Annotated in this window: 27 protein-coding genes; 7 read left to right on the plus strand and 20 right to left on the minus strand. The window is 62.5% G+C overall.

Annotated elements, in window-relative coordinates; translation table 11 throughout:
• Positions 1–42: 42 nt before the first annotated feature.
• From ACVWY5_RS24060 to ACVWY5_RS24070, 3 genes are all read right to left on the minus strand, one after another.
• Positions 43–822 (minus strand): enoyl-CoA hydratase/isomerase family protein, encoded by a 780-nt coding sequence (locus tag ACVWY5_RS24060; RefSeq protein WP_028336845.1) that lies wholly within the window; start codon positions 820–822, stop codon positions 43–45.
• An 80-nt stretch (positions 823–902) separates the two neighbouring features.
• Entirely contained in the window at positions 903–3,002 is a 2,100-nt protein-coding gene (locus tag ACVWY5_RS24065) for a molybdopterin oxidoreductase family protein (protein ID WP_028336846.1), read from the minus strand.
• Positions 3,003–3,130: 128 nt separating this feature from the next.
• Positions 3,131–4,201 (minus strand): extracellular solute-binding protein, encoded by a 1,071-nt coding sequence (locus ACVWY5_RS24070; protein WP_028336847.1) that lies wholly within the window; start codon positions 4,199–4,201, stop codon positions 3,131–3,133.
• Positions 4,202–4,407: 206 nt separating this feature from the next.
• On the opposite strand from ACVWY5_RS24070, the gene ACVWY5_RS24075 reads away from it, so the two are divergent.
• Both ACVWY5_RS24075 and ACVWY5_RS24080 read left to right on the plus strand, forming a co-directional pair.
• Entirely contained in the window at positions 4,408–5,328 is a 921-nt protein-coding gene (locus tag ACVWY5_RS24075; RefSeq protein WP_431017533.1) for a tripartite tricarboxylate transporter substrate binding protein, read from the plus strand.
• 38 nt (positions 5,329–5,366) lie between these two features.
• Complete coding sequence (locus tag ACVWY5_RS24080) at positions 5,367–6,077, plus strand: molybdate ABC transporter substrate-binding protein (RefSeq protein ID WP_028336849.1); 711 nt, start codon at positions 5,367–5,369, stop codon at positions 6,075–6,077.
• A 241-nt stretch (positions 6,078–6,318) separates the two neighbouring features.
• Here the strand turns inward: ACVWY5_RS24080 and ACVWY5_RS24085 are convergent, their stop codons facing one another.
• The gene (locus ACVWY5_RS24085) at positions 6,319–7,125 is read right to left on the minus strand and encodes an SDR family NAD(P)-dependent oxidoreductase (protein WP_028336850.1); all 807 of its coding nucleotides are present in this window, start codon (positions 7,123–7,125) and stop codon (positions 6,319–6,321) included.
• A 90-nt stretch (positions 7,126–7,215) separates the two neighbouring features.
• Between ACVWY5_RS24085 and ACVWY5_RS24090 the strand changes: the two genes are divergently transcribed.
• Complete coding sequence (locus ACVWY5_RS24090; RefSeq protein ID WP_028336851.1) at positions 7,216–7,482, plus strand: cyclase family protein; 267 nt, start codon at positions 7,216–7,218, stop codon at positions 7,480–7,482.
• 159 nt (positions 7,483–7,641) lie between these two features.
• On the opposite strand, the gene ACVWY5_RS24095 is transcribed toward ACVWY5_RS24090, so the two are convergent.
• On the minus strand, positions 7,642–7,845 hold the full coding sequence (locus ACVWY5_RS24095) for a hypothetical protein (RefSeq protein ID WP_028336852.1): 204 nt from the start codon (positions 7,843–7,845) through the stop codon (positions 7,642–7,644).
• 253 nt (positions 7,846–8,098) lie between these two features.
• Between ACVWY5_RS24095 and ACVWY5_RS24100 the strand changes: the two genes are divergently transcribed.
• Positions 8,099–9,394: an amidohydrolase family protein gene (locus ACVWY5_RS24100; protein ID WP_321176842.1), complete on the plus strand. Its 1,296-nt coding sequence runs from the start codon at positions 8,099–8,101 to the stop codon at positions 9,392–9,394.
• Positions 9,395–9,458: 64 nt separating this feature from the next.
• Here the strand turns inward: ACVWY5_RS24100 and ACVWY5_RS24105 are convergent, their stop codons facing one another.
• A complete protein-coding gene (locus ACVWY5_RS24105; RefSeq protein ID WP_028352146.1) occupies positions 9,459–9,728 on the minus strand; it encodes a hypothetical protein in 270 nt (89 codons plus the stop codon).
• 132 nt (positions 9,729–9,860) lie between these two features.
• Positions 9,861–10,532: a Crp/Fnr family transcriptional regulator gene (locus tag ACVWY5_RS24110; protein ID WP_229188843.1), complete on the minus strand. Its 672-nt coding sequence runs from the start codon at positions 10,530–10,532 to the stop codon at positions 9,861–9,863.
• Here ACVWY5_RS24110 and ACVWY5_RS24115 point away from each other — a divergent pair.
• Entirely contained in the window at positions 10,522–10,674 is a 153-nt protein-coding gene (locus tag ACVWY5_RS24115; RefSeq protein WP_321176843.1) for a hypothetical protein, read from the plus strand. The genes ACVWY5_RS24110 and ACVWY5_RS24115 overlap by 11 nt on opposite strands.
• Positions 10,675–10,892: 218 nt before the next feature.
• Here the strand turns inward: ACVWY5_RS24115 and ACVWY5_RS24120 are convergent, their stop codons facing one another.
• Genes ACVWY5_RS24120 through ACVWY5_RS24140 form a run of 5 tightly spaced genes read right to left on the minus strand, consistent with a single transcriptional unit; the run spans position 10,893 to position 15,448 of the window.
• Complete coding sequence (locus tag ACVWY5_RS24120) at positions 10,893–11,732, minus strand: phosphodiesterase (protein WP_028336856.1); 840 nt, start codon at positions 11,730–11,732, stop codon at positions 10,893–10,895.
• A gap of 3 nt (positions 11,733–11,735) precedes the next feature.
• Positions 11,736–12,800: an ABC transporter ATP-binding protein gene (locus ACVWY5_RS24125; protein ID WP_028336857.1), complete on the minus strand. Its 1,065-nt coding sequence runs from the start codon at positions 12,798–12,800 to the stop codon at positions 11,736–11,738.
• Positions 12,797–13,582, minus strand: a complete 786-nt coding sequence (locus ACVWY5_RS24130) for an ABC transporter permease (RefSeq protein WP_028336858.1) — start codon at positions 13,580–13,582, stop codon at positions 12,797–12,799. The genes ACVWY5_RS24125 and ACVWY5_RS24130 overlap by 4 nt, the downstream gene beginning before the upstream one ends.
• 4 nt (positions 13,583–13,586) lie before the next feature.
• Positions 13,587–14,402, minus strand: coding sequence for an ABC transporter permease (locus ACVWY5_RS24135; protein ID WP_028336859.1), 816 nt, complete (start codon positions 14,400–14,402; stop codon positions 13,587–13,589).
• A 38-nt stretch (positions 14,403–14,440) separates the two neighbouring features.
• Positions 14,441–15,448, minus strand: coding sequence for an ABC transporter substrate-binding protein (locus ACVWY5_RS24140; RefSeq protein WP_028336860.1), 1,008 nt, complete (start codon positions 15,446–15,448; stop codon positions 14,441–14,443).
• A 194-nt stretch (positions 15,449–15,642) separates the two neighbouring features.
• Here ACVWY5_RS24140 and ACVWY5_RS24145 point away from each other — a divergent pair, with 194 nt between their 5' ends.
• Positions 15,643–16,794, plus strand: a complete 1,152-nt coding sequence (locus ACVWY5_RS24145; protein ID WP_028336861.1) for a zinc-dependent alcohol dehydrogenase — start codon at positions 15,643–15,645, stop codon at positions 16,792–16,794.
• 36 nt (positions 16,795–16,830) lie between these two features.
• Here ACVWY5_RS24145 and ACVWY5_RS24150 read toward each other — a convergent pair whose 3' ends face one another.
• The 8 genes from ACVWY5_RS24150 to ACVWY5_RS24185 form a co-directional block, all read right to left on the minus strand.
• Complete coding sequence (locus ACVWY5_RS24150) at positions 16,831–17,535, minus strand: ABC transporter ATP-binding protein (RefSeq protein WP_028336862.1); 705 nt, start codon at positions 17,533–17,535, stop codon at positions 16,831–16,833.
• Positions 17,536–17,538: 3 nt separating this feature from the next.
• Positions 17,539–18,309, minus strand: coding sequence for an ABC transporter ATP-binding protein (locus tag ACVWY5_RS24155; RefSeq protein WP_028336863.1), 771 nt, complete (start codon positions 18,307–18,309; stop codon positions 17,539–17,541).
• Complete coding sequence (locus ACVWY5_RS24160) at positions 18,306–19,292, minus strand: branched-chain amino acid ABC transporter permease (protein WP_028336864.1); 987 nt, start codon at positions 19,290–19,292, stop codon at positions 18,306–18,308. Before ACVWY5_RS24160 ends, ACVWY5_RS24155 begins: the two co-directional genes overlap by 4 nt.
• A 9-nt stretch (positions 19,293–19,301) precedes the next feature.
• The gene (locus tag ACVWY5_RS24165) at positions 19,302–20,186 is read right to left on the minus strand and encodes a branched-chain amino acid ABC transporter permease (protein ID WP_038377831.1); all 885 of its coding nucleotides are present in this window, start codon (positions 20,184–20,186) and stop codon (positions 19,302–19,304) included.
• 53 nt (positions 20,187–20,239) lie between these two features.
• On the minus strand, positions 20,240–21,493 hold the full coding sequence (locus tag ACVWY5_RS24170; protein ID WP_028336866.1) for an ABC transporter substrate-binding protein: 1,254 nt from the start codon (positions 21,491–21,493) through the stop codon (positions 20,240–20,242).
• Between the two features lie 67 nt (positions 21,494–21,560).
• Complete coding sequence (locus ACVWY5_RS24175) at positions 21,561–23,951, minus strand: xanthine dehydrogenase family protein molybdopterin-binding subunit (protein WP_028336867.1); 2,391 nt, start codon at positions 23,949–23,951, stop codon at positions 21,561–21,563.
• Entirely contained in the window at positions 23,948–24,433 is a 486-nt protein-coding gene (locus ACVWY5_RS24180; protein ID WP_028336868.1) for a (2Fe-2S)-binding protein, read from the minus strand. The genes ACVWY5_RS24175 and ACVWY5_RS24180 overlap by 4 nt, the downstream gene beginning before the upstream one ends.
• Positions 24,430–25,311, minus strand: a complete 882-nt coding sequence (locus ACVWY5_RS24185) for an FAD binding domain-containing protein (protein ID WP_028336869.1) — start codon at positions 25,309–25,311, stop codon at positions 24,430–24,432. The genes ACVWY5_RS24180 and ACVWY5_RS24185 overlap by 4 nt, the downstream gene beginning before the upstream one ends.
• 169 nt (positions 25,312–25,480) lie before the next feature.
• Between ACVWY5_RS24185 and ACVWY5_RS24190 the strand changes: the two genes are divergently transcribed.
• Positions 25,481–26,578: an LLM class flavin-dependent oxidoreductase gene (locus ACVWY5_RS24190; RefSeq protein WP_028336870.1), complete on the plus strand. Its 1,098-nt coding sequence runs from the start codon at positions 25,481–25,483 to the stop codon at positions 26,576–26,578.
• Positions 26,579–26,580: the final 2 nt, after the last annotated feature.

Consider the following 26,580-nt stretch of genomic DNA (forward strand, 5'->3'; position numbering starts at 1 on the left):
CGGCGCGAGATACCGGGCGGAAGACCAGGATTGGGTTTCCACCTAGCGCCCGGTCCAAGTCGGTTTGCGCTTCTCGCCGAAGGCCTTGAGGCCTTCCTTGGCGTCCTCGGTCATCGCGAGCAGCGCGATCTGGCTTTCGGTGTAGGCGATGCTTTCATCGAATGACATCGAGGCGATCGCCCGCATCGCGTATTTGCCGCGACGGATCGCCGTCGGCGACTTGTCGACGATGCGCCCGATCAGCCAATCGACCTTGGCGTCGAGCTCGGCTGCCGGCACAACGTAGTTGAGAAGACCCGCAGCCTTGGCCGTCGCGGCGTCGAACGGCTCGCCGGTCAGCGCCCATTCGTTGACGAGGCGCGGCGGGGCGATCGATTGCAGCAGGCTCAGCACCTGCATCGGGAACACGCCGACCTTCACCTCGGGCAGGCCGAAGATCACCTGATCGCCGGCGACCGCCATGTCGGTCATGCACAACAGTCCCATGCCGCCGGCCATGCAGACGCCACCGACCCGCGCGATCGCGGGCTTGGTCGCATTCTGCGACAGCCGCAACAAATCGGCGTAATCGACATTGGGACGCGAGAAATCCATCGAGAAGGCCGCGCCGCTGTTCTGCAGATCGGCACCGGCGCAGAATGCCTTGTCGCCCGCCCCCGTCAGCACGATGACGCGGACGTCCTTGTCGTCATGCGCCTCGCGATAGCCCTTCGCGATGCCGGCGATCACACCGGCATTGAGCGCGTTGCGCTTGTCCGGGCGGTTGATGGTGATCCAGAACGCCTGCCCGCGCTTTTCGAAAAGAACGCTGTTGTCGGTCATGTTTCCTGCCTGTTTTCTTGGCCAATGTGCCGGTGTCAGCCGACATTTGCGGCAGGATCGGCGCCGACTGCAAGCAGGTTTTATGCGGCGGCCGATGCCTTCCGGATCCAGACCTTGTTGTCGTGGAACGCGGCGCCGCCGAGCGGTGCGACGGCCTCCGCCCCGGTCAGCATGTTGATGCCGCGCCCGCCGATATGGGACTTGTTCGGATGGATCGACTCGGCGATCAGCACGCCGCGGCGAACGCCGTCGAACAGTTTTGCGGTCAGCGTGGTCTCGCCACGCATGTTGCCGAGCGTCACCGCGTCGCCGTCGGCTATCGACAGGCTGGCTGCGTCGTCGGGATGGATCATCACCGTCGGCGCGCCCTCGCGGGCCTGCGACGACGGCGTCTCGTTGAAGCTGGTGTTGAGGAAGCTGCGGGACGGCGAGGTCGCAAGACGGAACGGATGCTGCGCGTCCGCCTCCTCGATGATGGTCCAGTGGTCGGGTAGCGAAGGCATCTTGTCCCATGCGCCCATCAGCCCGCCGGTGCCGACCGGCACCTTGCCCCAATCGACCTTGAAGTGGAACTTCTTGTCGGCATGGGCGAAACCGTCGAGATAGTGCGAGGTGCGGAAATCCGGCTGCAGGTCGCGCCACAGCTCTGCTTCGAGCGTGTCGATGTCGCCGTGCCCGCTCTTCTTCAGCGTCGCATCGATCAACTGGCGCGGTGTCATGTCGAAGCCGGGATGCACGGCGTTGAGCCTACGGCCGAGGCCCTGCATCACCTCATGATTGGAACGGCACTCGCCGGGCGGATCGATCAGCTTCGGGCCGACCGAGATGTGCTGATGACCGCCGCCGTAATAGAGGTCGTCGTGCTCCATGAACATCGTCGCCGGCAGCACGATATCGGCCATCTGGGCCGTCTCGGTCATGAACTGCTCATGCACCGCGACGAACAGGTCCTCGCGGGCAAATCCCTGGCGCACCAGCGCCTGCTCGGGCGCCACCGTCATCGGATTGGTGTTCTGGATAAGCATCGCCTTGACCGGCCCGCCGCCGTTGAGCGCCTCGGCATCGCCGGTCAGGATGCGGCCGATCTTGGACTGATCGAGCACCCGCGTCGAGGGATCGATCGCGTCATGGCCTTCGATGATCGACTCATCGAAACGCCAGATTGCGGCGTTGTTGAAGAACGCGCCGCCGCCCTCATACTGCCAGGCGCCGGTCACCGCGGGGATGCAGGTCGCAGCGTGCATCTGGGCGGCGCCGTTGCGGCTGCGAGTAAAGCCGTAGCCGAGACGGAAGAATGAGCGCTTGGTCTGTCCGACCAGCCGCGCGAACGCCTCGATCTCCTCGACCGGCACGGCCGAGATCGCCGAAGCCCATTCCGGCGTGCGGGTCTTCAGATGCGCTTCGAGCTCGTCGGGACAGTCGGTATAGCGCGCAAGATAGTCGCGATCGGCAAATCCCTCGCGGAACAGCACATGCATCACGGCGCAGGCGAACGCGCCGTCGGTGCCCGGCCGGAGCAGGATCTTGATGTCGGCCTGCTTCATGGTCTCGTTGTTGTAGACGTCGACCGCCGCGATCTTCGCGCCGCGCTCCTTCCGCGCGCGGGATGCATGCGTCATCACATTGACCTGGGTATTCACCGGATTGGTGCCCCAGATCACGACGAGGTCGGAGACGCCCATCTCGCGGGGATCGACGCCGGCGATCTTGCCGGTCCCGGCGGCAAAGCCGATGCGCGCGATGGTTGCGCAGATCGTGCCGTAGAAGCGCGAATACTTCTTCACATGCGACAGCCGGTTGAGGCCGTCGCGCATCACCAGCCCCATGGTGCCGGCGTAGTAATAGGGCCAGACCGACTCGGCGCCAAACTCCCGCTCGGCCGCGTCGAAGCGCGCCGCGATCTCGTCCAGCGCCTCGTCCCAAGAGATCCGCGCGAACTGGCCGGAGCCCTTCGGGCCGGTCCGGCGCAGCGGATACATCAGCCGTTCGGCATGGTGAATCCGCTCGGCATAACGGGCGACCTTGGCGCAGACCACGCCGGCCGTATAGGTCTGCTGTTTGGAGCCCCTGACTCGACCAATCGAGCGTCCCTCGATCACCTCGACGTCGAGCGCACATGCCGAGGGGCAGTCGTGCGGACAGGTGGAATGGCGGATGTCGACCTTGGCATGCTGGTTCATGGCCAAATTGGTAACATCAAATATCCCCCCCGCCGAGGGGCATTATTGACCCTGCCCGCGCGAAATCCGGGCACGTGCCATGCGGCAGGCGCCCGGACGGGCAGCAGCTATTGGCCTGAGCCGTCCCATCAGACGCGGAAGATGCGGGTGTAGTGCGATTTGATCGATTCCCCTTCCCGCTCGACCGCCACCGGATCATCCTTCATCGTCTTGATGTCCTTTAGCGGCCTGCGTCCAGCCTTCTCCTTGGCCTGTGCATGGACGGATCTGAGGCCGCCGATCTCGACATTGAGCTGCTGGCCCTCACGCCCGAGCGCGAAGGACTGGAACAGCCTGGCGGCATTCGGATGCGGACAGTCCTTGAAGATCCCGTTGGGGCCAACAATGATCGGCGACCCCTCGGTGGCGTAGACCGGCTCGACCGGGCGGCCGGCCTCCTTCATCTGGAAGATGTTGTATTCGTTGCCGTCGGCCATCACAGCACGCTCGCCGAGATCGAGCTTCTTGGGTGGATCCGTCGAGGACTGCACCTGCATGATGTTTTGCTTGGCGAGCTTCTCGAAGAAGCTCCAGCCGAGATCGCGCTGCATCTGATAGGTCGCGGTCATGATGGTGCCGCTATAGCCGGGATGCGCCTTGACGATCTTGCCCTTCCATTTCGGATCGAGCAGATCGGCAAAGCTCTTCGGCGCCTCCTCGGCCTTCACGAGATTGGTGTTGTAAGCAATGATCGACAACCAGACCCGGAAGCTTGCGAATTGCCCGTCCGCGTCGCGATGCTCCTCGGGGTAGTATTTTGCGACCTCCTCCGGAACATAGGGCGCGAGAATGCCGTCGCGCTTCCACACGATGAAATGTGCCGCGTCTGAGGAATTGACGACGTCCACGGCATGAATGTTGCTGGAATATTCCTGGCCGATCCGCTGGAACACACGCTCCGCACCGGTGCGTTCGACGCGCACGGTGATATCGGGATATTTCGCTTCAAATGCCCTTGCCAGCTTCTCGGCAACCGGCAGATCGGTCGAGGTGTAGTAGACGACCTGCCCCTCTTTCTTCGCCGCCTCGATCAGCGTCGGCGTTACCGGTTCGGCTGGCGGCGCAGCAGCCATCACGCGCGTTGAAAGGGCGGCCCCAGCGAGCACGGCGCCCGAGCCCTTCAGCATGTCGCGGCGCGATAGCCCAGGATGTTTCCTCATATGATTCCCCGCACGCGATGGCGAAGTTTGAGTACACCGTTCTCCCGCTCTTATTCCGATGCGCGAAAAACGGAGTCTGTCGTCGACAGAGGCTTCAGGTTGCAGCTAGACTTCTGATCAAGAAACAAGACTAAAGTTGGGGGATTCAGTCAATGGCGAGCCTGCGATACGCCTTGGTGTTTGTCGCGGCGTTGCTGACCGTATCCATGTCAGGCTCATATGCTGACGCCGAAGACTATCCTGCACGGCCGGTCAGGATCATCGTTCCCTTCGGTCCCGGCGGTCCGGCCGACGTCGTCGCGCGACAGATCGGCGGCATCCTGCAGGAAAGCCTCGGCCAGCCCTTCGTGGTGGAGAACCGCACCGGCGCCGGTGGCGTGATCGGCACGCTCGAGGCCGCAAAGGCACCGGCCGACGGCTACACCCTCCTGATGATGTCGAACACCCAGACCGCGAACGAATCGCTGGTGCCGCAGCGCAAATATGAGCTGATGCGCGACCTGACGCCGATCGCGTCGTTGAACGCTTCGGATCTCGTGATCGTGGTCCACCCCGCCGTACAGGCAAAGACCTTGCAGGAATTCATCGCCCTGGCAAAGGCCCAGCCCGGAAAGCTGAACTATGCGTCGTCAGGTCAGGGCACGCCGTACCACATGGCGGCCGAGCTGTTCAAAGCCATGGCCGGCATCGACGTCGTGCACGTGCCCTACCGCAATAGCGGCGAGGCCCGCGGCGGCGTCATCGGCGGCCAGGTCCAGATGATGATCGATGCCGTTCCCGCGATGGCGCCGAATGTCGCCGAAAAACAGGTGCGAGCGCTCGCAACGACCGGCAAGACTCGTTCGACGGTGCTGCCCTACGTTCCGACGGTGATCGAGGCGGGCGTGTCCGGCTATGAGGCGACGATCTGGCTCGGCTTGATGGTTCCGGCGGGCACGCCGAAGCCGATCGTCGACAAGCTCAACGCGGCGGTGAACGCGGCGATCAGGCGGCCGGAGGTCGAGAAGCTCTGGGCCGCGCAGGGCGCGGCGCCGATGACCATGACGCCGGGGGCGTTCGACGCATTCCTGCGCGCCGATATCGTGAAGTGGGCAGGCGTCGTCAAAAGGCTGGACAAGGCCCAGTAAGCACGCAGCGGCAGACCGCGAGCGAAGGAACAGTGCGCATGAAGACGTTGAACATCCTGAGCGGCGGGGCGGCGCAGGGCCTGGTGCGCAGCCTTGCGCCCGCGTTTGAAGCCGAAACCAGCCTCGGCATTGCTGGCGATTTTGGCGCGGTCGGCGCCATGGCCGACAGATTGCGCGCCGGCGTACCGACCGACATCGTCATCCTGACCGCCGCTCTGATCGCGAAGCTTGCCGGCGAAGGGCTGGTTTTGCGCAGCTCGATCACGGACCTCGGCCGCGTTGAAACCGCCCTTGCCGTTCGGGCCGGCGATCCGTCGGTCAGCGCCGACGACGCGGCTAGCCTGCGCGCGGCATTGCTCGCCGCGGACGCGATCTTCGTGCCGGATACCAAGGCATCGACCGCAGGAATTCATGTCGCCAAGGTGCTCGCGCAGCTCGACATCGCTGATGTCGTGACGGATCGACTGAGAATCTTTCCGAACGGTGCGACCGCCATGCGACATCTGGCCGAGTCCAATGACCGGCAGCCGATCGGCTGCACGCAATCGACCGAGATCATCAGCACCAAGGGCGTCGTGCTGTCGGGCACCTTGCCGCCGGAATGCGGGCTCGCCACCATGTATACGGCGGCCATTGCGACGCAGGCATCGTCTGCGTCACAGGTGCAACGCCTGATCGCGCTGCTGACGTCGTCGGAAACGTCTGTGCTACGCAGCCAGGCTGGCTTTGTCCTCGACGTGACGCCGTAGATGGCTCGACCTGGAACGAGATGACTTACCTCGAATCAAGCGGGCGGACTCCAGTTTACCTCGCCCCGCGTGCGGGGAGGGGTCGGAACGCATCGTAGATGCGTTCCGGGTGAGGGGGAGCCTCCGCAAGCGCAACTATCGCCTGATACGCGGAGACGGCCCCTCACCCCACCCCGTAGGAACGGGGCGCGGGGAGCACAGCGCCGTCGTGGTCGCTGTTCGACCCAACCTCGGCGCGCCTTTAGCCTGCCAGCTGCGTGAGACCGGTCGGCGGCCCATCGACCGCGGTCCAGCCGCCATCGACGAACAACGTGCTGCCGCTGACATAGCTCGCCGCGTCCGATGCAAGATAGGCGACGGCGGTCGCGACCTCGTCGGCGCTGCTCCAGCGATTGAACACGGTATGGCCGGCATAGAGGTTGTAGATATCGGGCCGCTGCTTGAACGGACCGGTCAACGCGGTCTCCGCGATGCTCGGCGCGATCGCATTGACACGAACGCCGGATCGCCCGACCTCGGACGCGAAGCCCTTGACCAGAAGGCCGATCGCCGCTTTGGTCGATCCATAGACTGCAAGTCCCGGCTCGATGGTCACGGCACGCACCGAGGAACATGCAATCAGGCTACCGCCCTGTTGCTTGACCATGATGCGGCCGAATGCTTGGAAGAACCAGACCGTGCCCTTGACGTTGAGGTTGATGACGCGGTCGAGATCCTCCTCGGTGTAATCGAGGACGGTCTTGCGGATATTCAGTCCCGGCGTCGTCACCGCGATGTCGATGCGCTGGAATTCCGCCAGCGCTTTCCCTGCCAAAGTGTCGACGTCGGCACGATCGGCAGCATCGCAACTGGTTGATGTTGCAGACCCGCCCTGCTGTCGGATTGCAGCGGCCGTTGCCTCCGCGCCCGCTTGCGCTCGATCAGCGCAGAGCACGCGCGCGCCGAGTGAGGCCAGCGCTTCGGCCGAGGATTTGCCGATTCCCGAGGCCGCTCCCAGCACGACGGCGGTCTTGCCGGTAAGATCGAATAGCTTGCGATAGTCGGTCACGTGAATCCTCCCTGCGGCGACGCATCCCGGAATGCAACACTTCCCCGATTTGCTTCAGGTTCTGTACCGAGAGCAAGCGGCATCTTGCGCATGCGCTACACGCGTCTGCATTGCGGGCAGAACCGCGCCTGCGTCAGATCCGTCAAGAAAAAGGCGCCCGTCGTGAGGATCATTGACCTGAGCCGAGGGCTCTATCACCGCACGCCGAGCTACCCCGGCCATCCACCAATCATGCACGGTATGTGGAAGAACCATGAAGAAGTCCTCGCGGAATCGAGAAACACCTATCGCCTGGCATCGATATTCATCTCGATGCCCGACTACGGAGGAACCCACATCGATGTAGCCCGGCAGTAAATGCGGCCACCGGGTGGCTGGCGGAACAAGGACATCGTCAATTTTGGCATCGATTCGATGCGGCCGGGTCCCGACAGCGATGAGAGAGCTCGCACAGTCCGCTGGCCCCCACCGGAACCCATCGATGCTTCACTGTGTCGTGCAGGTGCCTCGAAGTGGTCAGTTCTTGGTTTGACTCTGGCTCTGAAGAATGTGCATTTCTGCTCGCGCCAAGTGCCGACGAAGCGCGGCAATTGCTTGAAGGTTCACCTCGAAAGCGATGGGGCCCATCTCCTTGGTCTCTAGTTGAATGGCGGCATGTCCGTCGGAACGCAACATCGTTTCCGAACGGGTGACATTCAAGATCACAAGGTTTCGGTCCATTTTCCCTCCCATCGAACCCGTCTCCTCACGAGGACGTTTCCTTGTTGCCTAGACGAGGCAGTGCTAGCGTCGACTTGGCTTCGGCGTAAGCAGACCCATTTCCGCCTCGCTTCTTTCATTTTAGCATGAAATCGCCGTTCCGTTCCGCCAACGGTGCGGTGCGGTCGTGATATTGGCGGTTGTCGTGTTCGGGGCCTGATCAAAGTCGAGCGAGGGTGACGCATTGCCGATCTGACTGAATACTATCCATTGCATGGCGACTTGCCCGCAAACAGCCCGATGGCATGCACAAACGAATTGCAGACGTAGTGCCGCGACATCATCGCAAAGGCGGGGATCAAGCCGGTCTGAGCAGATCAACATTGCGCGACACGCACAGCGTGTGATCTTGCGAGCACTAGCCGGCATCCCTAGGCTCCCCCTCCATAACAAAACAACCAGGGAGGCGATTGTCATGACCACAAGGCGGGATTTCCTGAAAGCGGGAGCAACGGCGGCGGCAGGCATCGTGTTCTGCGGCTGCGGGCTCGTCCACAACGCAAATGCGCAGCAATCGCGCCAGCAGTTGCCGGTCACGGTCAACGGCAAACGTGTCAAGACGATCGACATCCACTCGCATTGCCATTTCCGCGAGGCGGGCGCGCTGCTCGGCGCGGACGCCGGAAAATATCAACTGCCGCCGGTCAACGGCGCCGCGGAAGCCTTCGTCGAGATCGACAAACGGCTGGCTGCGATGGACGCGCAGGCCGTCGACATGGAGGTGCTTTCGATCAATCCGTTCTGGTACGACCGCGATCGCGACCTTGCTGCGCAGATCGTGAAAATCCAGAATGAAAAGCTCGCCGAACTCTGTGCCTCGAAGCCTGACCGGTTCGCAGCTTTCGCCTCGCTGACGCTGCAGGCACCGGACCTTGCGGTGCAGGAGCTGGAGACGGCGGTGAAGAAGCAGGGGCTGAAGGGCGCGGCGATCGGCGGTGTCGTCGACGGCGCCGAATTCTCGAATCCGAAGTTTCATCCGGTATGGGCCAAGGCCGAGGAACTCAGCGTTCCCCTGTTCATCCATCCGCAGGGCGTGCCCGAGCTCAACAAGCGGCTCTCCGGCAATGGGTGGCTTGGCAACACGATCGGCAATCCGCTCGAGACGACGATCGCACTCTCCCATTTGATCTTCGAGGGCACGCTCGACCGCTTCCCGGGACTGAAAATCATCGCTGCACATGGCGGCGGTTATCTCGGCTCGTACGCCGACCGCTCGGACCATGCCTGTCTGGTTGGACCCAAGGGATGCAATCCAGAGATCAAGCTCCAGAGAACGCCGGCGGAGTACCTCAAACAGATTTACTTCGACTCTCTGATCTTCACGCCTGAGGCGATCAGGCACCTCGCCGCCCAGGTTGGCGCCGGCCAGATCGTGCTGGGAAGCGACTATCCCTATCCATGGCAACTGGCACCGGTCGACCACATCTTCGACTCGTCGTCGCTAAGCGACGATGACAAGGCCAATATTCTCGGGCGGACCGCAGCAAAGCTGCTTGGAGTAGCCGCGTGAGGACGGCTTGCTGCTGGACAAGCGGCTGTCGTCGCGCCTTGCCGCGCGACGACGGCATCAACGATCAGTAGGCCTTCACCGTCCGGATCTCGCTGCCCGGCCGGACCGTTGGTGCCACTTGCGCGATATTGGGTATCGGATCGGTGTAGACGGTGTCGGTTCCGACGAACTCCGCTTGCGCCGCGTCCGATATCCATCTGACTGCCGCCGGATGACTGACCAGCATCCCGATCAAGGCAACGACGACGAGCAGCGGCAACGCGACAAGCTTGATGCTGAAGCTCTGGTAATTGTGCTGTGGGTCCTGCCGCCGCTTGTCGAAAGAGCTCTGCATGGATTCCTCCATATTGTGCTCCCCTGACGCGTCACTTACCGCAGCGCACGCAAGGCCGATGTGAATGGCTTCACAGGCCTTGTTCAGCTCACCGCTTCGTGAAATGCGCGACCGACCGGGCGGCCGACGCGACTACTCGCCGTCGTTCGCCCCGGCGTCGACCAGCTCCTGGAGGGTCTCGGGCTTCAACACGACGATCGCGCCATGCTCGAGCCTGACCCAACCGCGTATCGCCCACGCGCGAAGCTGCTTGTTGATGCTCTCGCGCGTCATCCCGACCATCTCGCTGATCTCCTGCTGGGTGATCGAGATGGTGCGCCCCTGCGGCTTGTGCTTGTCGCTCAGGCGCAGCAGCGCGCTGGCCAGACGGCCGGGCAGGTTCTGCAGGATGACCTGCTCGACCTGATCGCTGGTCCGGCGCAGTCTTTCGCAAAGCAGCTCGATGAACTTCATCGCAAGCGTCGGCTGGCTGCGCACGAACGGAATGAACTCGCGCCGGTCAATGACGAACAGCTCGCAATTGGTGTTGGCGGTGGCATCGGCCGTCCGCGACAAGCCGTCGAGCAGCGCGATCTCACCGAAGATCTCGCCGGCCTCGATCAGGTTCAAAATCGCGTTGCGACCATCCGGCGACGAGATGCTGATCTTGACCGTGCCCGAGATCACCGCAATCAGGCTGGTGCCCGGATCGCCCTTGGAAAAGATCGTCGTGCCCCGCTTCAGCGTGGTGTGCTTGGCGTAGCGGCAGAGCTGATCGAATGCCTCGGGCTCGAGATCGGCGAAATAGGGGTGCTTGCGCAACACCGACAGCTTGTTGTTCGAAAACAACGGCGCGCCGGAAGTTCGTTCTATGGGCGGCGCTCCGGTCATCGTGATCCAGACTGATTATGTTGCGTTCAATCGGCCCGCCAGCACAGCGGACGCCGACAAAGCCATCGATCAATGAAAACAGATAGAAGTATAGCCCCCCCGGGGCCCTACAGCAACAAAGGTCCGAGCCGGCGCAATGGGATAAAAGGCACCCAAGGTACAATTTGGAATAAATCTGCGTCGATGCAACGCTCAATTGCAGCTGCGCGCTGCCCTTGATCTGACATGCCCGGCCCATCCGCGACGATCTCGCCTAGCAGGATCCCGTCTATACGAGGGGTCAACGCGGCCAGCTCACAGCAGCTTGCCGTCTGGCCCAAAGAACGGGTGCGGCCCGTCAAACTGACCGATCGGGACTTGGTGCGTGACCAAGTGTCCAAAATCCGGTCCCGGAAACCACGTGTGCAAGTGAAATGCCGGCGGTTCCACCTTGAACGATGGTTCGCGGAGCTGTCCGAGGTCCAGGTCGACCGCATGGTTCGGCGCGGGGCACAATGTCACGGGAATCCCGGCGAAGGAGGTCAGCATGGCACGATGGACATGCCCGCAGCCGATCAAACGCACCCGCGGGTGATGCCTGACGATTGCTGCCAGTTCTGCGGCATTGAAAAGGTCCTGGCGGTCCATGTGCCAGATGCCGCCCTTGAACGGGGGGTGATGCAGGAAAAGCAGCGCGGGCCGGCCGACTGCTGCCGCCAGTGCCGCTTCCAGCCATTGCAGCGTCGAAGGTTCGAGCATGCCATGAGGCTTCCCGGCAACGCTTGAATCAAGCAGCAGCAGATCGAGGCCATTCACCTCGATTTTCTGGTCGAGCGGGCCTGTGGCGTCAACATAGGGTGCGGCAGGAAACGCGGCACGCATCCACGCACGCGAGTCGTGATTGCCGGGAATTCCGGCAAACGGAACGCGCAGCGGCGCGAGCAGTCGCTTGAGATGGTCGTATTCCTCGACCGACGGCGTATCGACAAGGTCGCCCGAGATAACGACGAAATCGGGCGCCGGCTCGAATCCATTGATCGCCGCCACGCAGCGTTCAAGCGCCTTTGCGGTATCGACCCGACCATAGGCCAACGCTCCCGGCGGCTTGATGTGGAGGTCGGAAATCTGGGCGATGAGAACCGGTTTCGACGGCATCGATCAATCTCGTGGTTCGGAGGGAAGCAGACGGACAGCGTCGGGCGCAATCGAAAGCCCGATGCGATCGCCGATCCTGGCTTGAATCGTGTTGGGAGCGTCGACATTGAGCGGCTTGCTCGATGCATCACTCACGACGAGCCGCTGCCGGTCGCCGATGAAGCTGACGGAATCGACGATTCCCGAGAGTATCCCCTCGCCCGCCTCCGTCACGCGAATGGTTTCGGGGCGGATCATAACGGTCGCGTTCGCGGTCGTCGCGCCACACTCGATCGGCAGCCGCCCGCCGGGCAGGATCAACACGCCGTTCTCGACCGGAGCCTCCACAATGTTCGCCGCTCCGATGAACTCCGCCACAAACCGGTCCTTCGGCGCGAAGTAGACCTCGCGCGGCGTGCCGATCTGGGCGATTGCGCCTTTCCGCATCACGACAATCCGGTCGCCCAATTCCATGGCTTCGGCCTGATCATGGGTAACATAGATCGTCGTGATCCCAAGCGCGCGCAACAGCCGGTTGAGCTCGCTGCGCAGCCGGTCCCGCAGCGCGGCGTCGAGCGCGGTCAAGGGCTCGTCGAGCAGCAAGATGCCGGGCCGGATCGCGACGGCGCGCGCCAGTGCGACGCGCTGACGCTGGCCGCCCGAAAGCTGGTCGATGCGGCGATTCTCCAATCCCGTGATGTTCGTCAGAGCAACCAGCTCGGCGACGCGCGCGGCACGCTCGCCTCTGGCAACACCGCGGATCTTCAGCCCGTAGGCGATATTGTCCGCCACCGTCATGTTGGGGAACAGGGCGTAGGACTGGAACACCATCCCGACATTGCGCCGCTCGATCGGGACCGAGGTCATGTCCTTGCCGTCGAACAGGACCTTGCCGCCGACATCCGGCAGCTCGAGGCCTGCGATGATGCGCAGCATCGTGGTCTTGCCGCAGCCTGACGGCCCAAGCAGCACCAGCGTCTCGCCACGCGCAATGTCGAGGGTTGCGGGATCGAGCGCGCGCGTGCCGTCGGCAAAGGTCTTGCCGCACGCCTCGATCCGCACCGCTGCGCCATGCCCGGCCGTGCTCATCGCTTGTGATCCCTGTCGGCCAGCAGCTGCATCGCGACCAGCAGCGGAATGATCATCACGAAGAAGATCAACGTATAGGCCGACGCCACCTCGAGCCGCATCGAGGCGTAGCTGTCGGCGAGCCCGATCGGTAGTGTCTTCGTCAACGGCGTATGCAGCATCCAGGTCAGGTTGAATTCACCGAGCGACAGCGTGACCACCATCAATGCGCCGGCAAGAATTCCCGGCAGTGCGTTCGGCACGATGACGTCGCGGAAGCGTCGCCATGGCGACGCCCCCAGCGAAGCCGCCCCCTCATCCAGCGTCTTGATGTCCACGGTCGCGAACACCGCCATCACCGACCGCACCATGAACGGCATGGTGAAGATCACGTGCCCGACCAGGATGAACAGCCAGGAGCGGCGAAAGTCGCCGAAGCTGCCGTAGGCGAGCAGCAGTGCGAGCGCAATCGCAAGCCCGGGGATCGCCAAAGGCAACGTGATGATCTCCTCGACGATGCGCGCAAGCCGGCCTCCCCGCGCATGCAACGCATAGGCTGCGGGAACGCCGGCAAGCAGCGTGACGGCAAGGGTCGCGAATGCGATCACGAAGGAGAGCAGGATGGTACCGGCATAGAGCTCCCAGACCTGCGCGACCCATTGCAGGGTCACGCCGGACTGGATGCCCCGGAAGTAGTTCACGGTGACGCCGGCGGAGATCGACAGCCCTGCGGGGACCACCAGGAAGGCGGCAACGAGCAGCGTGAAGATGAACTGGCCGGTGAAGATCAAGCGATCGCGCATGCGTTCACCCGGCCGCCGCGACCGCGCTGCCGCTGAACGAGCGGGCGAGCGCGAGGATGAGCCAGGTGATCAGGCCAAGTCCCACCGACAGCGCGGCCGAGGTCGCGAAATTGGCGGCCAGCGTGAACTCGGTATAGATCAGCATCGGCAGCACGTCGATATTCGTCGCCAGCGTAAACGCAGTCCCGAAGGCCCCCATCGCGGTCGCAAATGCGATCGCGCCGGACGCAACGAAGGCCGGCGCCAGCGCCGGCAGCACGACGTCACGCTGGACCGCCCAGGGGCTGGCGCCGAGCGAACGCGCGGCTTCTTCCAGACCGACATCGAGCTTTTGCACGGCCGCCAAGATGGTCAGGATCACGCGCGGGATCGAGAAGTAGAGATATCCGAGGAACAGCCCGTAGATCGAATAGGCGAAGACGAACTTCTCGCCGAAGATCCGGTTCGACAGATCGCCGATCAGCCCCTGCCGCCCCGCCAGCAGAATGATCATGAAGCCGACCACCACGCCGGGAAACGCCAGCGGAAAGGTCAGCATCGCGATCAGCACGGCCCGCCCTGGAAAGCGGTGCCGCTGCAGAAACATTCCGGCAATCGTCGCCACGATCAGCGTCACGATCGTCGTTGCCGCCGCGAGCAGCACGGTGTTGATCAGCGTCGCGCGATAACGAGCTTCGGTCAGGATGGCGAGATATCCGGCGAGCCCATGCTGTCCTTCGGCACCCGCAACCACCAGCCGTGCCATCGGCAGCAGGAAGAATGCCGTGGTCACGACCGCGAGCGGCAGCAGGCAGAACCAAACGAAGGATTTTTGCGACATCGGAAGAATGGTGCCCCGGCGAAGGGCACCATATTGCCTCAGCGAACCTCGACGAGATAGCGGTCGACGAAGGCTTTTTGCACGTTTTCCATCTCGCCCCAGTCGACGCTCTTGGCGCGGGCATAGTCGCTGTCGGGGAGGAATTTCCCCTTCACGGAAGCCGGCAGCTCGATCGGGCGGGCCGGACGCAGATAGGCATTGGTCCAGATCGCCTGCCCTTTGTCGGACAAGAGATAGTCCATCACCTTCTTGGCCTTCTCCTTGTCGGGCGCGTTCTTCACGAGACCAACGACATAGGGAAACACCACCGATCCCTCGCAGGGAATCACAAACTCGAAGTTGCCCTTCTCCGAGTACTTCGCGCGATAGGCATTGAAGTCGTAGTCGAACAGGATCGGCATCTCACCGGAGACGACGCGGGCATACGATGTCTGCTTGGGTACGATCGGATCGTTCTTGCGCAGTTCCTTGAAGAAGCTGATCGCCGGATCGAAGTTGCCTGGCGAGCCGCCGAGCGCCAGATTGACGGCGACCGCGCCGACATAGCCGACCGCCGCCGAGGACGGATCGAGATAGCCGACCATCCCCTTGTAGTCAGGCTTCAGGAGATCCTTCCAGCAGGCCGGCACCGGCTTGCCGCCAAGCGCATCCTTGTTCACGAACAGGCCGAGCGTGCCGGAGTGGATCGTGGTCCAGTAGCCTTCGGGGTCCTTGAGGCCGGCCGGGACCTGATCCCAATGCGCCGGCTTGTAGGGCTCGAGCGCAGCCTGGGCCTTGGCCTTCATGCCGAAGGTCACGCCGAAATAGCCGATATCACCGACCGGATTGCTCTTCTCGGCCAGGATCTGGGCCAGCGCCTGGCCGGAATTCTTGTTGTCGTGCGGGATATCGTAGTTGAGATCCGCCTTGATCGCCTTCAGCATCGACGCCCAATCTGCCCATTCCGGCGGACAATTGTAGCAGATCACGTCGGCCGCCCTGGCGGATTGCCACGGCGCGATCAGCGTCAGCGCCAGCAACGCAAGGACGAGGCGGACGGTCTTCATGGGAGGCTCCGGTCTGGGAGAGGATGCAATGAGGATTTCAACATCAACCGGGGGACCAAGTATAGGCCGCGTATGAATGTTTTGCGACGCGCTTGCTGCCGTGCAGCAAATGCAACGGCTCCGATGCCGACCATCGGGTGCTCGCGGCAGCCAGTCGTTTCGCGCTAGGCTGTCAACCAAAAGAGGAAACGCCCATGTACCAGCCGCCCGGCGTAAGCACATCGCCCGATCTACCCGTTCCCGGCCTGATGCAGGCCTGGGTCCTTGGTGAGCCCGGCCAGCTCCTGCTTTGCGAAAAGCCGACGCCGGTCCCCTCGCGCGCCGAGGTGCTGGTGCGCATCGACGCGGTTGCGATCTGCGCCACCGATCTCGAAATTATCCATGCCGGGTCGCCGGCAAGCATTCAGGGCGGTCTGCCCTTCAACAAGAACTTCACACCAGGCCACGAATACATGGGCACGGTCGCCGCACTCGGACCGGACGTTGACGAATTCAGGATCGGTGAGCGGGTCAGCGTCGAAATCCATGCCGGCTGCGGTCAATGCAAACGCTGCCGCCAGGGCATGTACACCTCCTGTCTCAACTATGGAAAGCCGGAGAAGGGCCACCGCGCCAACGGCTTCACGACCGACGGTGGATTCGCGGAGTACGCAGTCAACCACATTAATACGCTGGCGCGCGTACCGGATAGCATGAGCGACGCGGAGGCGACGCTCGTGGTGACCGCGGGCACGTCGATGTACGGCTTGACGGAATTGGGAGGATTGGTGGCCGGCGAGAGCGTCGTGGTGATCGGCCCGGGGCCGATCGGACTTCTCGCAGTTGCTGTGGCCAAGGCGCTTGGCGCAAGTCCGGTGATTCTGACCGGCACGCGCAACAAGCGACTGGCGATCGGCCAGGAACTGGGGGCCGACCACGTCATCAACATCAACGACGAAGACGCCGTTGCGGTCGTGAAGCAACTAACAGGGGGGATCGGCGCGGACTATGTCGTCGAATGCGCCGGCACCGAAGCGACTCTCAACCAGGCCATTCACATGGCCAACCGCGGCGGCAAGATTTGTCTGGCCGCCTTCCCGCACGAGGCCGCGACGCTGGATATCGCGTATCTCGTGCGAAACAACATCTACGCTTACGGGATCCGTGGCGAGGGCCGCAGCGCCACGCGCCGCGCCATGGAATTGATGGCGGCAAAGCGGTTCGACGCGACAAGGATCCACACGCATACGTTTCCGCTGGAAGACCTGCCGACGGCGCTCAGATATGCACGGGATCGCGTGGATGACGCGATCAAGGTCGTCGTCACCACAAGCAGGGCCGACGCGATCGCGCGCGCTGCGGAGTAAGGTCCGTTCGCGCCGGCGGGAGACCGGAAAGCGCGCTCACACCGAACAATATCGTTCCTTGATCTCGTCGTCGGCCAGCAGGGCCTGCGCTGACGCCTGGTGCACCACTGCCCCCTGATCAAGGACGTAGGCACGATCGGCGATGCCAAGCGCGAGCTCGACGTTCTGCTCAACCAGCAGCACCGTCGTTCCCTGCGCCTTCATGTTGCGAAATAGCTCGAACATCTCGTCGACCAGGACCGGCATGATCCCCTCCGACGGCTCATCCAGCATGATCAGGTCGGGCTTTGCGATCATCGCCCGCGCGATCGCCAGCATCTGCTGCTCGCCGCCGGACATCGTGACCGCCTCCTGGTCCATCCGCTCGGCCAGCCGTGGGAATATCACCGCGATCTCGTCGATCAGCTCGGCTTCCCGCTTTTTCGCCGGCGACGCCACCAGCCCGAGCCGCAAATTTTCCCGGACCGACAATCCCTGCACAATCCGCCGCTCTTCGGGAACATAGGCAAGTCCCAGCGCGAAGCGCACATGCGCCGGCCGGCTCAGCAGCTCCTTGCCCTTGAAGGTGACCGATCCGCGCGTTCGTCCCATCAACCCCATGATCGATTTCAGCGTCGTCGTCTTGCCGGCTCCATTGCGACCGATGAGGCAGACTATCTCGCCTTTGGTCACTTCGAGCGTTATGTCCTGCAGCGCGTGACTTGCGCCGTACCAGGCATTGAGCTTGCCGATCTGCAGCATTAGTCAATGCTCCCGCTGGCCGAGATAGACCCGCTTCACCGCCTCGTTCTGCCGGACCTCCTGCGGCGTTCCTTCGGCGAGAAGTTCTCCGTGATGCAGCACGAGGATGCGATCGCTGATCCCGAGCACCAGCTTCATCTTGTGCTCGACGAGGATGACCGTACGCTCTTTTGCGAGCTTCACGATCAGATCCATCATGGTCCGGGTTTCCTCCGGGCTCATGCCGGCCGTCGGTTCGTCCAGCAACAGCAACCGGGGTTGGCTGGCAAGCGCCATGCCGATTTCCAGCGCGCGCTGCTCGCCATGGGCCAGCGTCTTGGCGGCACGTTCGCGAGATTCCCACAATCCGACCAGGGCAAGCAGCTCGTCCGCCCGCTCGACCAGCTCGGTCAGGCGCGCGCGGGGACGCCAGATGTCGTATCTCGACACCAGCGCCTGCAGACCGACGCGGATGTTTTCACGGGTCGTGAGCTGCGGAAACACGCTGGTGATCTGAAAGGACTTTGCGATGCCCATATGCGCAAAGCGGTGCTGCGGCAGGCCGGTGACATCTTTGCCCTCGAATTCAACGCTGCCTTTGGTGGGCGCAAACGCGCCGCACAGCAAATTGAAATAGGTGCTCTTGCCGGCCCCGTTCGGACCAATAATGGAAGTGATCGCTCCTCTGGAAAACTCCGCCGAGATATTGTTCAGCGCGACAAACTTCCCGAACGTCTTGCCGACGCCCCTGGTGCGCAGAATGATTTCCTTGGTTTGGCCTTCCGCGGCACTCATCGCCTGCCTCGCGCGATCAGCGTGCCCCAGATGCCGGCGGGGAAGAACAGCACGCAGGCAATGAAGATGGCGCCAACGATCAGTTGCCAATGAACCGTCCACACCGAGACCACGTTCTCCAGGACCAGGAAGACCGCGGCACCGATCATCGGCCCGAAGAACGTTCCCATACCGCCCAGCAATGCGATCATCACGACCAGGCCCGATGTCTCGTAGTGCAGGATCTCGATCGGAACGATCGACAGATGCAACGCCTGCAAGGCTCCCGCGAGGCCGCAGAAGCCGCCTGACAAAACGAAGGTCAGCAATCGGGTCTTGGTGACGTCATAGCCTGACGCGCGGGCACGCATCTCATTCTCCCGCACGGCCTCAATGACGGCGCCGAATGGCGAGGCAAGAATGCGCGACATCACGAAAAAAGCGCCAACCACAAACGCCGCGATGACATAGTAACGGGTCATCGGATTGATGAAGTCGAGCCGCAAGCCGAACAGATCGATGGTGCGGACGTTGATGCCGCGGAGGCCGTTTTCGCCACCGGTCAGGTCAACCGCCTGATAGAACAGGTAGTAGACACATTGCGACAGCGCCATCGTCACCATCGCGAAGTAGATGCCGCGGGTCCTGATCGCGAGCACGCCAATCAACGATGCCATCAACAGGCCGCCGGCGATCCCGGCCGCGATGGCCGCATACCATGGCCAGCCAAAATGCACGATGGCGATGCCACAGAGGTAGGCACCGGTTCCAAACAGCGCCGCGTGACCAAACGACAGCAGACCGAGATAACCAAACACGAGGTTGAAGCCGACGGCGTACAATCCATAGATCAGGATGTTCACCGCGAGGGCCGTGAACGGCATCACCAACGGGAAAATCAGGATCACCGCGGCCACAATGCTGGCGCGATGCCGCGTTGCGAATTCGTACCAACTGCCCGTCGTGGCACGAGGTTGTCTGACGGATTCGGTGGCTCCGGTCATCCTTGGCTCTCAGCTCATCAATCCGGCGCGGCCGAAGAAGCCTTGGGGACGAACGATCAGGACGATCGCCATCAGGGCAAAGATCGAAACCTTGGCCATCTCGGGCGCAAACAGCGACGTCATGCTGACCACCACACCAACGAGGAGGCCCGCCAGTACGGCGCCACCGATCGAGCCCATGCCTCCTACGACCGTAACCACGAAAGCCTCGGCGAGAATCGTGCCGCCCATCTCGGGAATGACGCCTTGAAGCGGGGCAGCTAGCAGCCCGGCAAAGCCAGCAATCGCGGTGCCTATCCCGAACACGATCAACCAGACCCTGGAAACGTCGACCCCGAGGACGCGGACGATTTGCGGATCGCGCGCGCCGGCGCGGATAATGAGTCCGAAGCTGGTCTTCTCCAGAAACAGCCAGAGCGCCAACAAGACGACGGCCGTCGCGCCGATCACGAACAGGCGGTAGAGTGGAAAATATCCGACACCGATGTTGACGGCCCCCTGCAGAAGCTCGGGCGTGTCGAAGGGATAGCCGGTCTTGCCGAAGGCAATGCGCACGCACTCGACCATGACATAACTCAACCCGAAGGTCAGCAGCAGCGGATAATCGATGCCGCGGCCGTAAAGCGGCCGGATCAGCACGCGCTCGACGGCAAGGCCGAACAGCCCGATCAGAAGCGGCACCGCCAGCAAGCAGAGCCAGAAATTGCCGCCGATCGAAATCAGGTACAGCCCGACATAGGCGCCGACCATGTAAAACGCGCCATGGGCGAAGTTGACGACGGTCAACATCCCGAAGATCAGCGAGAGGCCGATCGCAAACAGCACGTAGATGGCGCCGAGCGCCAGCCCGGCGAATAGTTGCAGTGCAATCAGGTCAAAGCTCAGGCCCGCCATTTGTCCCCCTCAGCACGACGCGCACCGCCCCGCGGTGCGCGTCGGCGCATGGCTCAGCTCTTGTGACCAAGCGCGTCGCAGGTACGCAGGTTCTTCTCGTTAGGCTCTTCGGTCGATAGAACCTCGAACACATCTGACTCGTTCTTCACGCCCTTGGACTTCGACTTGATCACGAGCACCGATTGCACCGACTGGTGATCGCATTTGCGATAGTATTGCGGCCCCTTGTAGTAGTCGTACTTCAGAGCCTCCAATGCCGCGACGACCTTGTCGGTCTCCACGCTGCCCGCGCCCTTGACCGCCTCGAGCACCGTCCGAACTCCGCCATAGCCGAGCGCACCGTAGTCGGTAGGCAACTTGCCGTCATACATCTTGCGGAACGCGTCGTTGAACGCCTTGGTCGAGGCGAACTTGTCCTCGATGCCCCAGAAGAACGAGCAGCCGCCGACAACGCCTTCGAATGCCTGGGGGCCCGCCGCAACGCGACTGGCATGCGACAGCAGCGGCGCGATGATCTGGATCGATTTCTTGATGCCGAAGTCGGTTGCCTGTTTCAGTGCGATTTGCTGGTCCCGGCCGAAATTGCTGATGCATAGAATATCGGGCTTCAGCGCCTGGAGACGCGGCAGCAAGGTCGAGAAATCAGTCGTTCCAAGCGGATGACGGATGTCACCGAGGTTCTCGATGTTGAACTCCTTGCCGACCTCGAGAAAGCCGCGAACCATCTCGTGACCGTAAGCATAGTCCGCCGTGAGAAACGCCACCTTCTTGCCGAATTTGGTGAAGGCGTAGCGACCGACCGCCCCTGACGTCATGTGCGGGTTCAGCGCTTCGTGGAACGTGTATTTGCTGAAATCTGCCGCCTCGTTGATGGCGTCGGACTGGCTGATCGAATTGAAGATGACCCCGCGTTCCTTGGTGACGTTGTTGATCGCGAGCTGAACCGCCGCGGACAGACTGCCGACAACGAAATTCACCTTCTCCTTCTCGACCAATTCCAGGGTCCGCGTCGCCGCCTCACCGGGATTCAGCTTGTCGTCGCGCACGACGAGCTCGGCCTTGCGGCCGTTGAGACCGCCGGCATCATTGAACTGGGCGACAGCAAGCTGACCCGCCCGCACCTGGTCCTGGGCCTCGGCGCCGTATGGACCGGTCAAAGGAACCGGGAAGCCGATCTTGATCGGCGCTTCCTGGGCCTGAAGCAGATTGATGCGAAAAGGCGAGACGGCGAGAACGGCGCCGGCGCTTGCCGTCGTCAGCAGACGACGCCGTGATATCGATCCAGCTTTGGTGACCTTCTTCGTCATGACTATTCCTCCCCAAGAACTGTCTGCGTTTTGCTTATCGTATTATCGTTGCCCGGAACGTCTCCACTCAGATCCGTCCCAGGGCGGTCAGGATAACCTGAGGTGTGAGCGGAATCTCGGTAATTATTGCGCCAAACGGCCGGAGCGCGTCATTGACCGCGTTGGCAACCGCAGCTGCCGCGCCGGCCGTGCCCGCCTCCCCTGCCCCTTTGGCTCCCAGCTCCGATTCCTGCGTCGGAGACACGACGTGGCCGACCTCGATATCGGGCATCTCGCCGGACATCGGGACCAGATAGTCCGCCATATTGGCATTGGTCAGCTGACCGCGTTCGTCGTAGATGCACTTCTCGAACAGCGCCGCGCCGAGCCCCTGCACGACCCCGCCCCGGATCTGCTCGTCGACCAGTTGCGGGTTGATGATGGTGCCGCAGTCTTCGACAACCCAATGCTTCAGCAGCTTAACGAACCCGGTCTCGGTATCGACCTCGAGCCATGAGGCCTGAACGCCGTTGGTGAACGCAAAGGGATATTGGCGCGGAACGAAATGCCGGGTCGCCATCAATTCGGGCTGGATACCGGGCGGCAGGGTGTCCGGTCGAAAATAGACGATCCGCGCAAGCTCGTTCAGTTCGATGCGCGGCGCGCCGTCGGCGGCGTTGACGATACCGTTGTCGACGATATCGAGCTCGGCCGGCGTCGATTGCAGGATGGCCGCGGCAACGTTCAGGATATTCTGTCGCAGGGCCTTGGCTGCCCGCAATGCAGCTTCGCCGCCGATGCCGGCACCGCGCGAGGCCCAGGTGCCACCGCCATAGGGCGTGTGCTCGGTGTCGCCCAGGATGACGCGAACGCGTTCCATCGAAACGCCAAGCACGCTGCCGACGATCTGGGCCGTCAGCGATTCCGACCCTTGCCCCTGTTCCGTGATGCTGGTCTGGCAGATCACCGACCCTTGCGCGTCGAGCCGCACCGCAACGCCATCCTGCGATGAAATTTTCGCGCCGCCCACGCCATAAAAGGCAGCGCTGGGATTGGTCACCTCGATGAAGCTCGCGATTCCGATGCCTCGATGGACGTTTCTGGCGCGCAAGGCCGCTTGCTCAGCGCGCAACGCGTCGTAATCCATCATCTGAAGCAGCTTGGTCAACGAGGCGTGATGCGACAGCTGCTCGAACTTCATGCCCGAGGGTGATGCACACGGATAGGCATCGTCGGCGATCAGATTGCGCCGCCGGATTTCGACGGGGTCCATGCCGATCTTCGCTGCCGCCAGATCGACCAGGCCTTCGGTGACCGAACAGGCGATCGGGTGTCCAACCGCCCGGTACTGGCACATCACGTTCTTGTTCTGGAAAACGACGCGCGCCCGCGCCCGATAGTTCGCCGTGGCATAGGGCCCACCCACCAGATTGACCACCTGATTTGCCTCGATGGCGCTAGTGCGCGGATACATCGAATACGGGCCGATCCCCGTCAGGTCGTCGATCTCGAAGGCTGTGATGGTGCCGTCCGGCCTGACGCCGATCCGCCCCCTGCATCGATGATCGCGGGCGTGGATGTCCGTGTTGAAACTCTCGACGCGGTCCGCCACGAACTTGACTGGCCGACGCAACAGCTTGGACAGCGCGTAGGTCGCCATTTCGTCGGCGTAGATATGGACCTTGATGCCGAACGAGCCGCCGACATCCTTGCAGACCACTCGGACCTGCGCTTCCCTTAACCCAAGATGCAGCGCCGCGATGTTCTGCACCATATGGGGCGCCTGCGTGCCCTGATAGATCGTGAGCCGTGTCTCGGCCGCATTCCAATCGGCAACGACGGCCCGCGACTCAAGTGTCACGCCGGTGTGGCGCCCGAATACGAAGTCGGCCTCGACGAGTTCGGACCCCGACAATGCATGATCGACGTCGCCGGCGTCGAGCGTCCGCTCAAAGGCAAGATTGTCGCCGAGCGCAGCATGAATGACGGGAGCTGCCGGATCGAGCGCAGCACGCATGTCCGTCACCGCCTCAAGCTCCTCGTAATCGACCGAAATACGCTCCATGGCATCTTCGGCTGCAGCACGGCTGGTCGCCACAATCGCTGCAACGGCCTCGCCCTGCCAGCACACGCGGTCGACCGCGATCGCGTGTTGTGGCGCAGACTTCAGTCCCTTCAGGTGCGAGAGCACCCCGACCCACGGCGTGATGACCGCTTCAAGTTCACGACCCGTGACGATGGAAACGACACCGGGCATGCGCCTTGCCGCGTCGGCGTCGATCGCTGCGATTTTGGCGTGGGCATGTGGCGACCGTAGAAAAACCACATGCGCCATCCGCGGCAATTCGAGATCACTGACATATTGGCCCCGCCCCTGCAGCAACCTGTCGAGGTTCGGCCGCGGTACGGTCTTGCCGATGTAGGAATTCGGGCGATCAAGCACCGAAAGCGCGTCTGCTGGCGCCCGCGTCACCATCATGCGCCCCGCTCCGCGCGCGTCATGGCTGTCGCCTCAACCGCATCCACGATGGCCTGATAGCCTGTGCAGCGGCAATAGTTGCCGGAAAGATGCTCACGGATTGCTCGACGATCAGGCACGGACACGTGCTTCAGCAGGTCCTGCGCCGTGATCAGCATCCCAGGCGTGCAATAGCCACACTGCAATGCATTGCGCTCGCGAAATGCCGCCTGAAGATCGGCTATTTCACCGCTGTCAGACAGCCCCTCGATTGTCTCAACTGACGCGCCCTGCGCCTGGACCGTCAGCACCAGACAGGAGCGAACGATCTCACCATCGATCCGGACCGTGCAGGCGCCGCAGACGCCGTGCTCGCACCCAATATGGGTTCCGGTCAGCTTGAGATTTTCCCGGAGGAAATCAGCAAGATTGAGCCGCGGCAAGACGAAGGCGTCGATGGGTTCGCCGTTGACCAGAAGCGAGACCGGTACCGGAGCGTTCACTTACCGACTCCCGTTTCCAGTTCTGGCCGTGCGAGCAATGCCGCCACGCAGCGCCGGAGCAAGACCGTCGCGAGGTGTCGACGCATGGCCGCGGTCGCCTGCTGGTCCTCCTGTGGATCGAGTTCATCGGCCAATGCGGCCGCCGCCTCTGCGAGCAAGGCGGGCGTTACCGTGGCATCGATCAGTTTGCCGGCGGCCGCCGCGAGCAATGGCCGGTCGCCAACAGCAAAGAAGCCGAGCCGAAGAGCTGAGAACCTGCCGGCTGCAACAACGGCACGGGCGGCGAGACCAACGACAGCGTAGTCGCCATGCCGCCGGGCATATTCCTGAAAGAAAAATGTCGAGGCTTGGCCTGCGACCGGCACCTCGACCGCGACAAGCAACTCGTCCGGCAACAGCGCCGTTTCGTAAATTCCCCTGAAAAACTCCGTCGCAGTAATCCGGCGCTCGCCGGCCGAGCCCCGAACAACGATCGTGGCGTCAAGCGCCACAACACAGGCCGGCAGCTCCGACGCAGGATCGGCGTGAGCGAGGCTACCGCCGATCGTTCCGCGATTGCGAATTGCGGGATGGGCAACGTGGGCAACGGCATCGCGCAACAGCCGCGCGTGCAGTGCAACCTCCGGCGATCTGAGCAGATCGACGTGCCGGGTCAGCGCGCCGATGACCAGCAGGTCTCCCCTCACGGTGATGCCGCGCAACTCGGCGAGGCCGCCGATATCGACCAGAATGTCCGGAGACAGGAGCCGCAGGTTCATCGCCGGCATCAGGCTCTGACCACCCGACAGAACCTTCGCCTTGTCGCCGTGCATGGCGAGCAACTCCAGCGCGTTCACGACGCTGGTCGCGCGGGCGTAGGCGAAAGCCGCAGCTTTCATGTGGGCGTGGCCTCCCGGGCCCAATTTTGGTTTGCCCGATTAGAGGGCCGCCCTCTTCAAAGGTCAAGCTTGTTTATCGAGTGATTATTTGTGCGGCGGGGCTTGTCTTCGCCTCGGGAAGGCCGCAGGTTCCTTGCCAACTAAAGTTCAAATCGCGGGGAGGCGGATCATGAAGCTCGGTTTTTTTACGATGCCGGTCCATCCTCTCGACAAGGATTGGCGGCAATCGCTCCGGGAGGATCGCGAGGCCTTTCTGCTCGCGGACGAGCTCGGCTTCACCGAGGCGTATGTCGGCGAGCACGTCACCGACAAGGCCGAGAACATCACCTCCAGCATCGCCTTCATTGCCTGGCTCGCAGCCGCAACCAAGCACATCAAGCTTGGAACCGGCACCATCAACATGCCAAACACGCATCCGGCAGCCATCGCTGCGTCTGTCGCCATGCTTGATCACATGCTTGATGGCCGTTTCATCCTTGGAATCAGCCCGGGTGGATTGCTGTCCGACGCGGAGGTTTTTGGCAATCTCGATGCGGACCGCAATGCCATGTTCCTCGAAGCCGTCAATCAGGTTCTTGATATCTGGGCTGGCAAACCGCCCTATGATTTGCAGGGCAAATATTGGAATGTCTCGGTCAAACGGACCCTGATCGAGGACATTGGCCAGGGAATCGTCGCTCGCCCTTTGCAGGCTCCTCACCCGCCAATCGTGGTAACCGCGGTGGCGCCATTCTCAAAAGGCGTCACGGAGGCGGCGGCGCGCGGCTGGGATCCGATCTCGGCAAACTTCCTGATGCCGGCCTGGGTGAAGAGCCACTGGCCGAAATATGTTGAGGGTTGTGCGCGCGTGAACCGGGCACCCGAGCCCGCCAATTGGCGCGTCGCCAAGAGCGTGTTCGTGGCAAAGGATGCAGCAACCGCGAAGGCCTATACCACGTCGCCCGACAGTCCGTACGTGTACTATTATCACCAGTTGTTCACGAAGCTGAAGCGCAGTGGCCGGCTCGAGTTGTTCAAGGCACGACGGGATCAACCTGACGCTGAGGTCACACTGGAATCGATCTGCGACAAATTGATCATCTACGGCACGCCCGAAAGTGTGGCTGACCAGTTGCTGGCGTTCCAGGAAGAGATTGGCACCTTCGGAACCCTGCTTTATGCCGGCAAGGACTGGAAAGATCGGGAGCTTGGCCGTCAATCGATGATCCTGATGGCCGAGAAGGTCCTGCCGCGGATCAATGCCACCGCTGCCGGATCATCGACGTGAAG

The organism is Bradyrhizobium sp. USDA 3256, assembly GCF_054058275.1.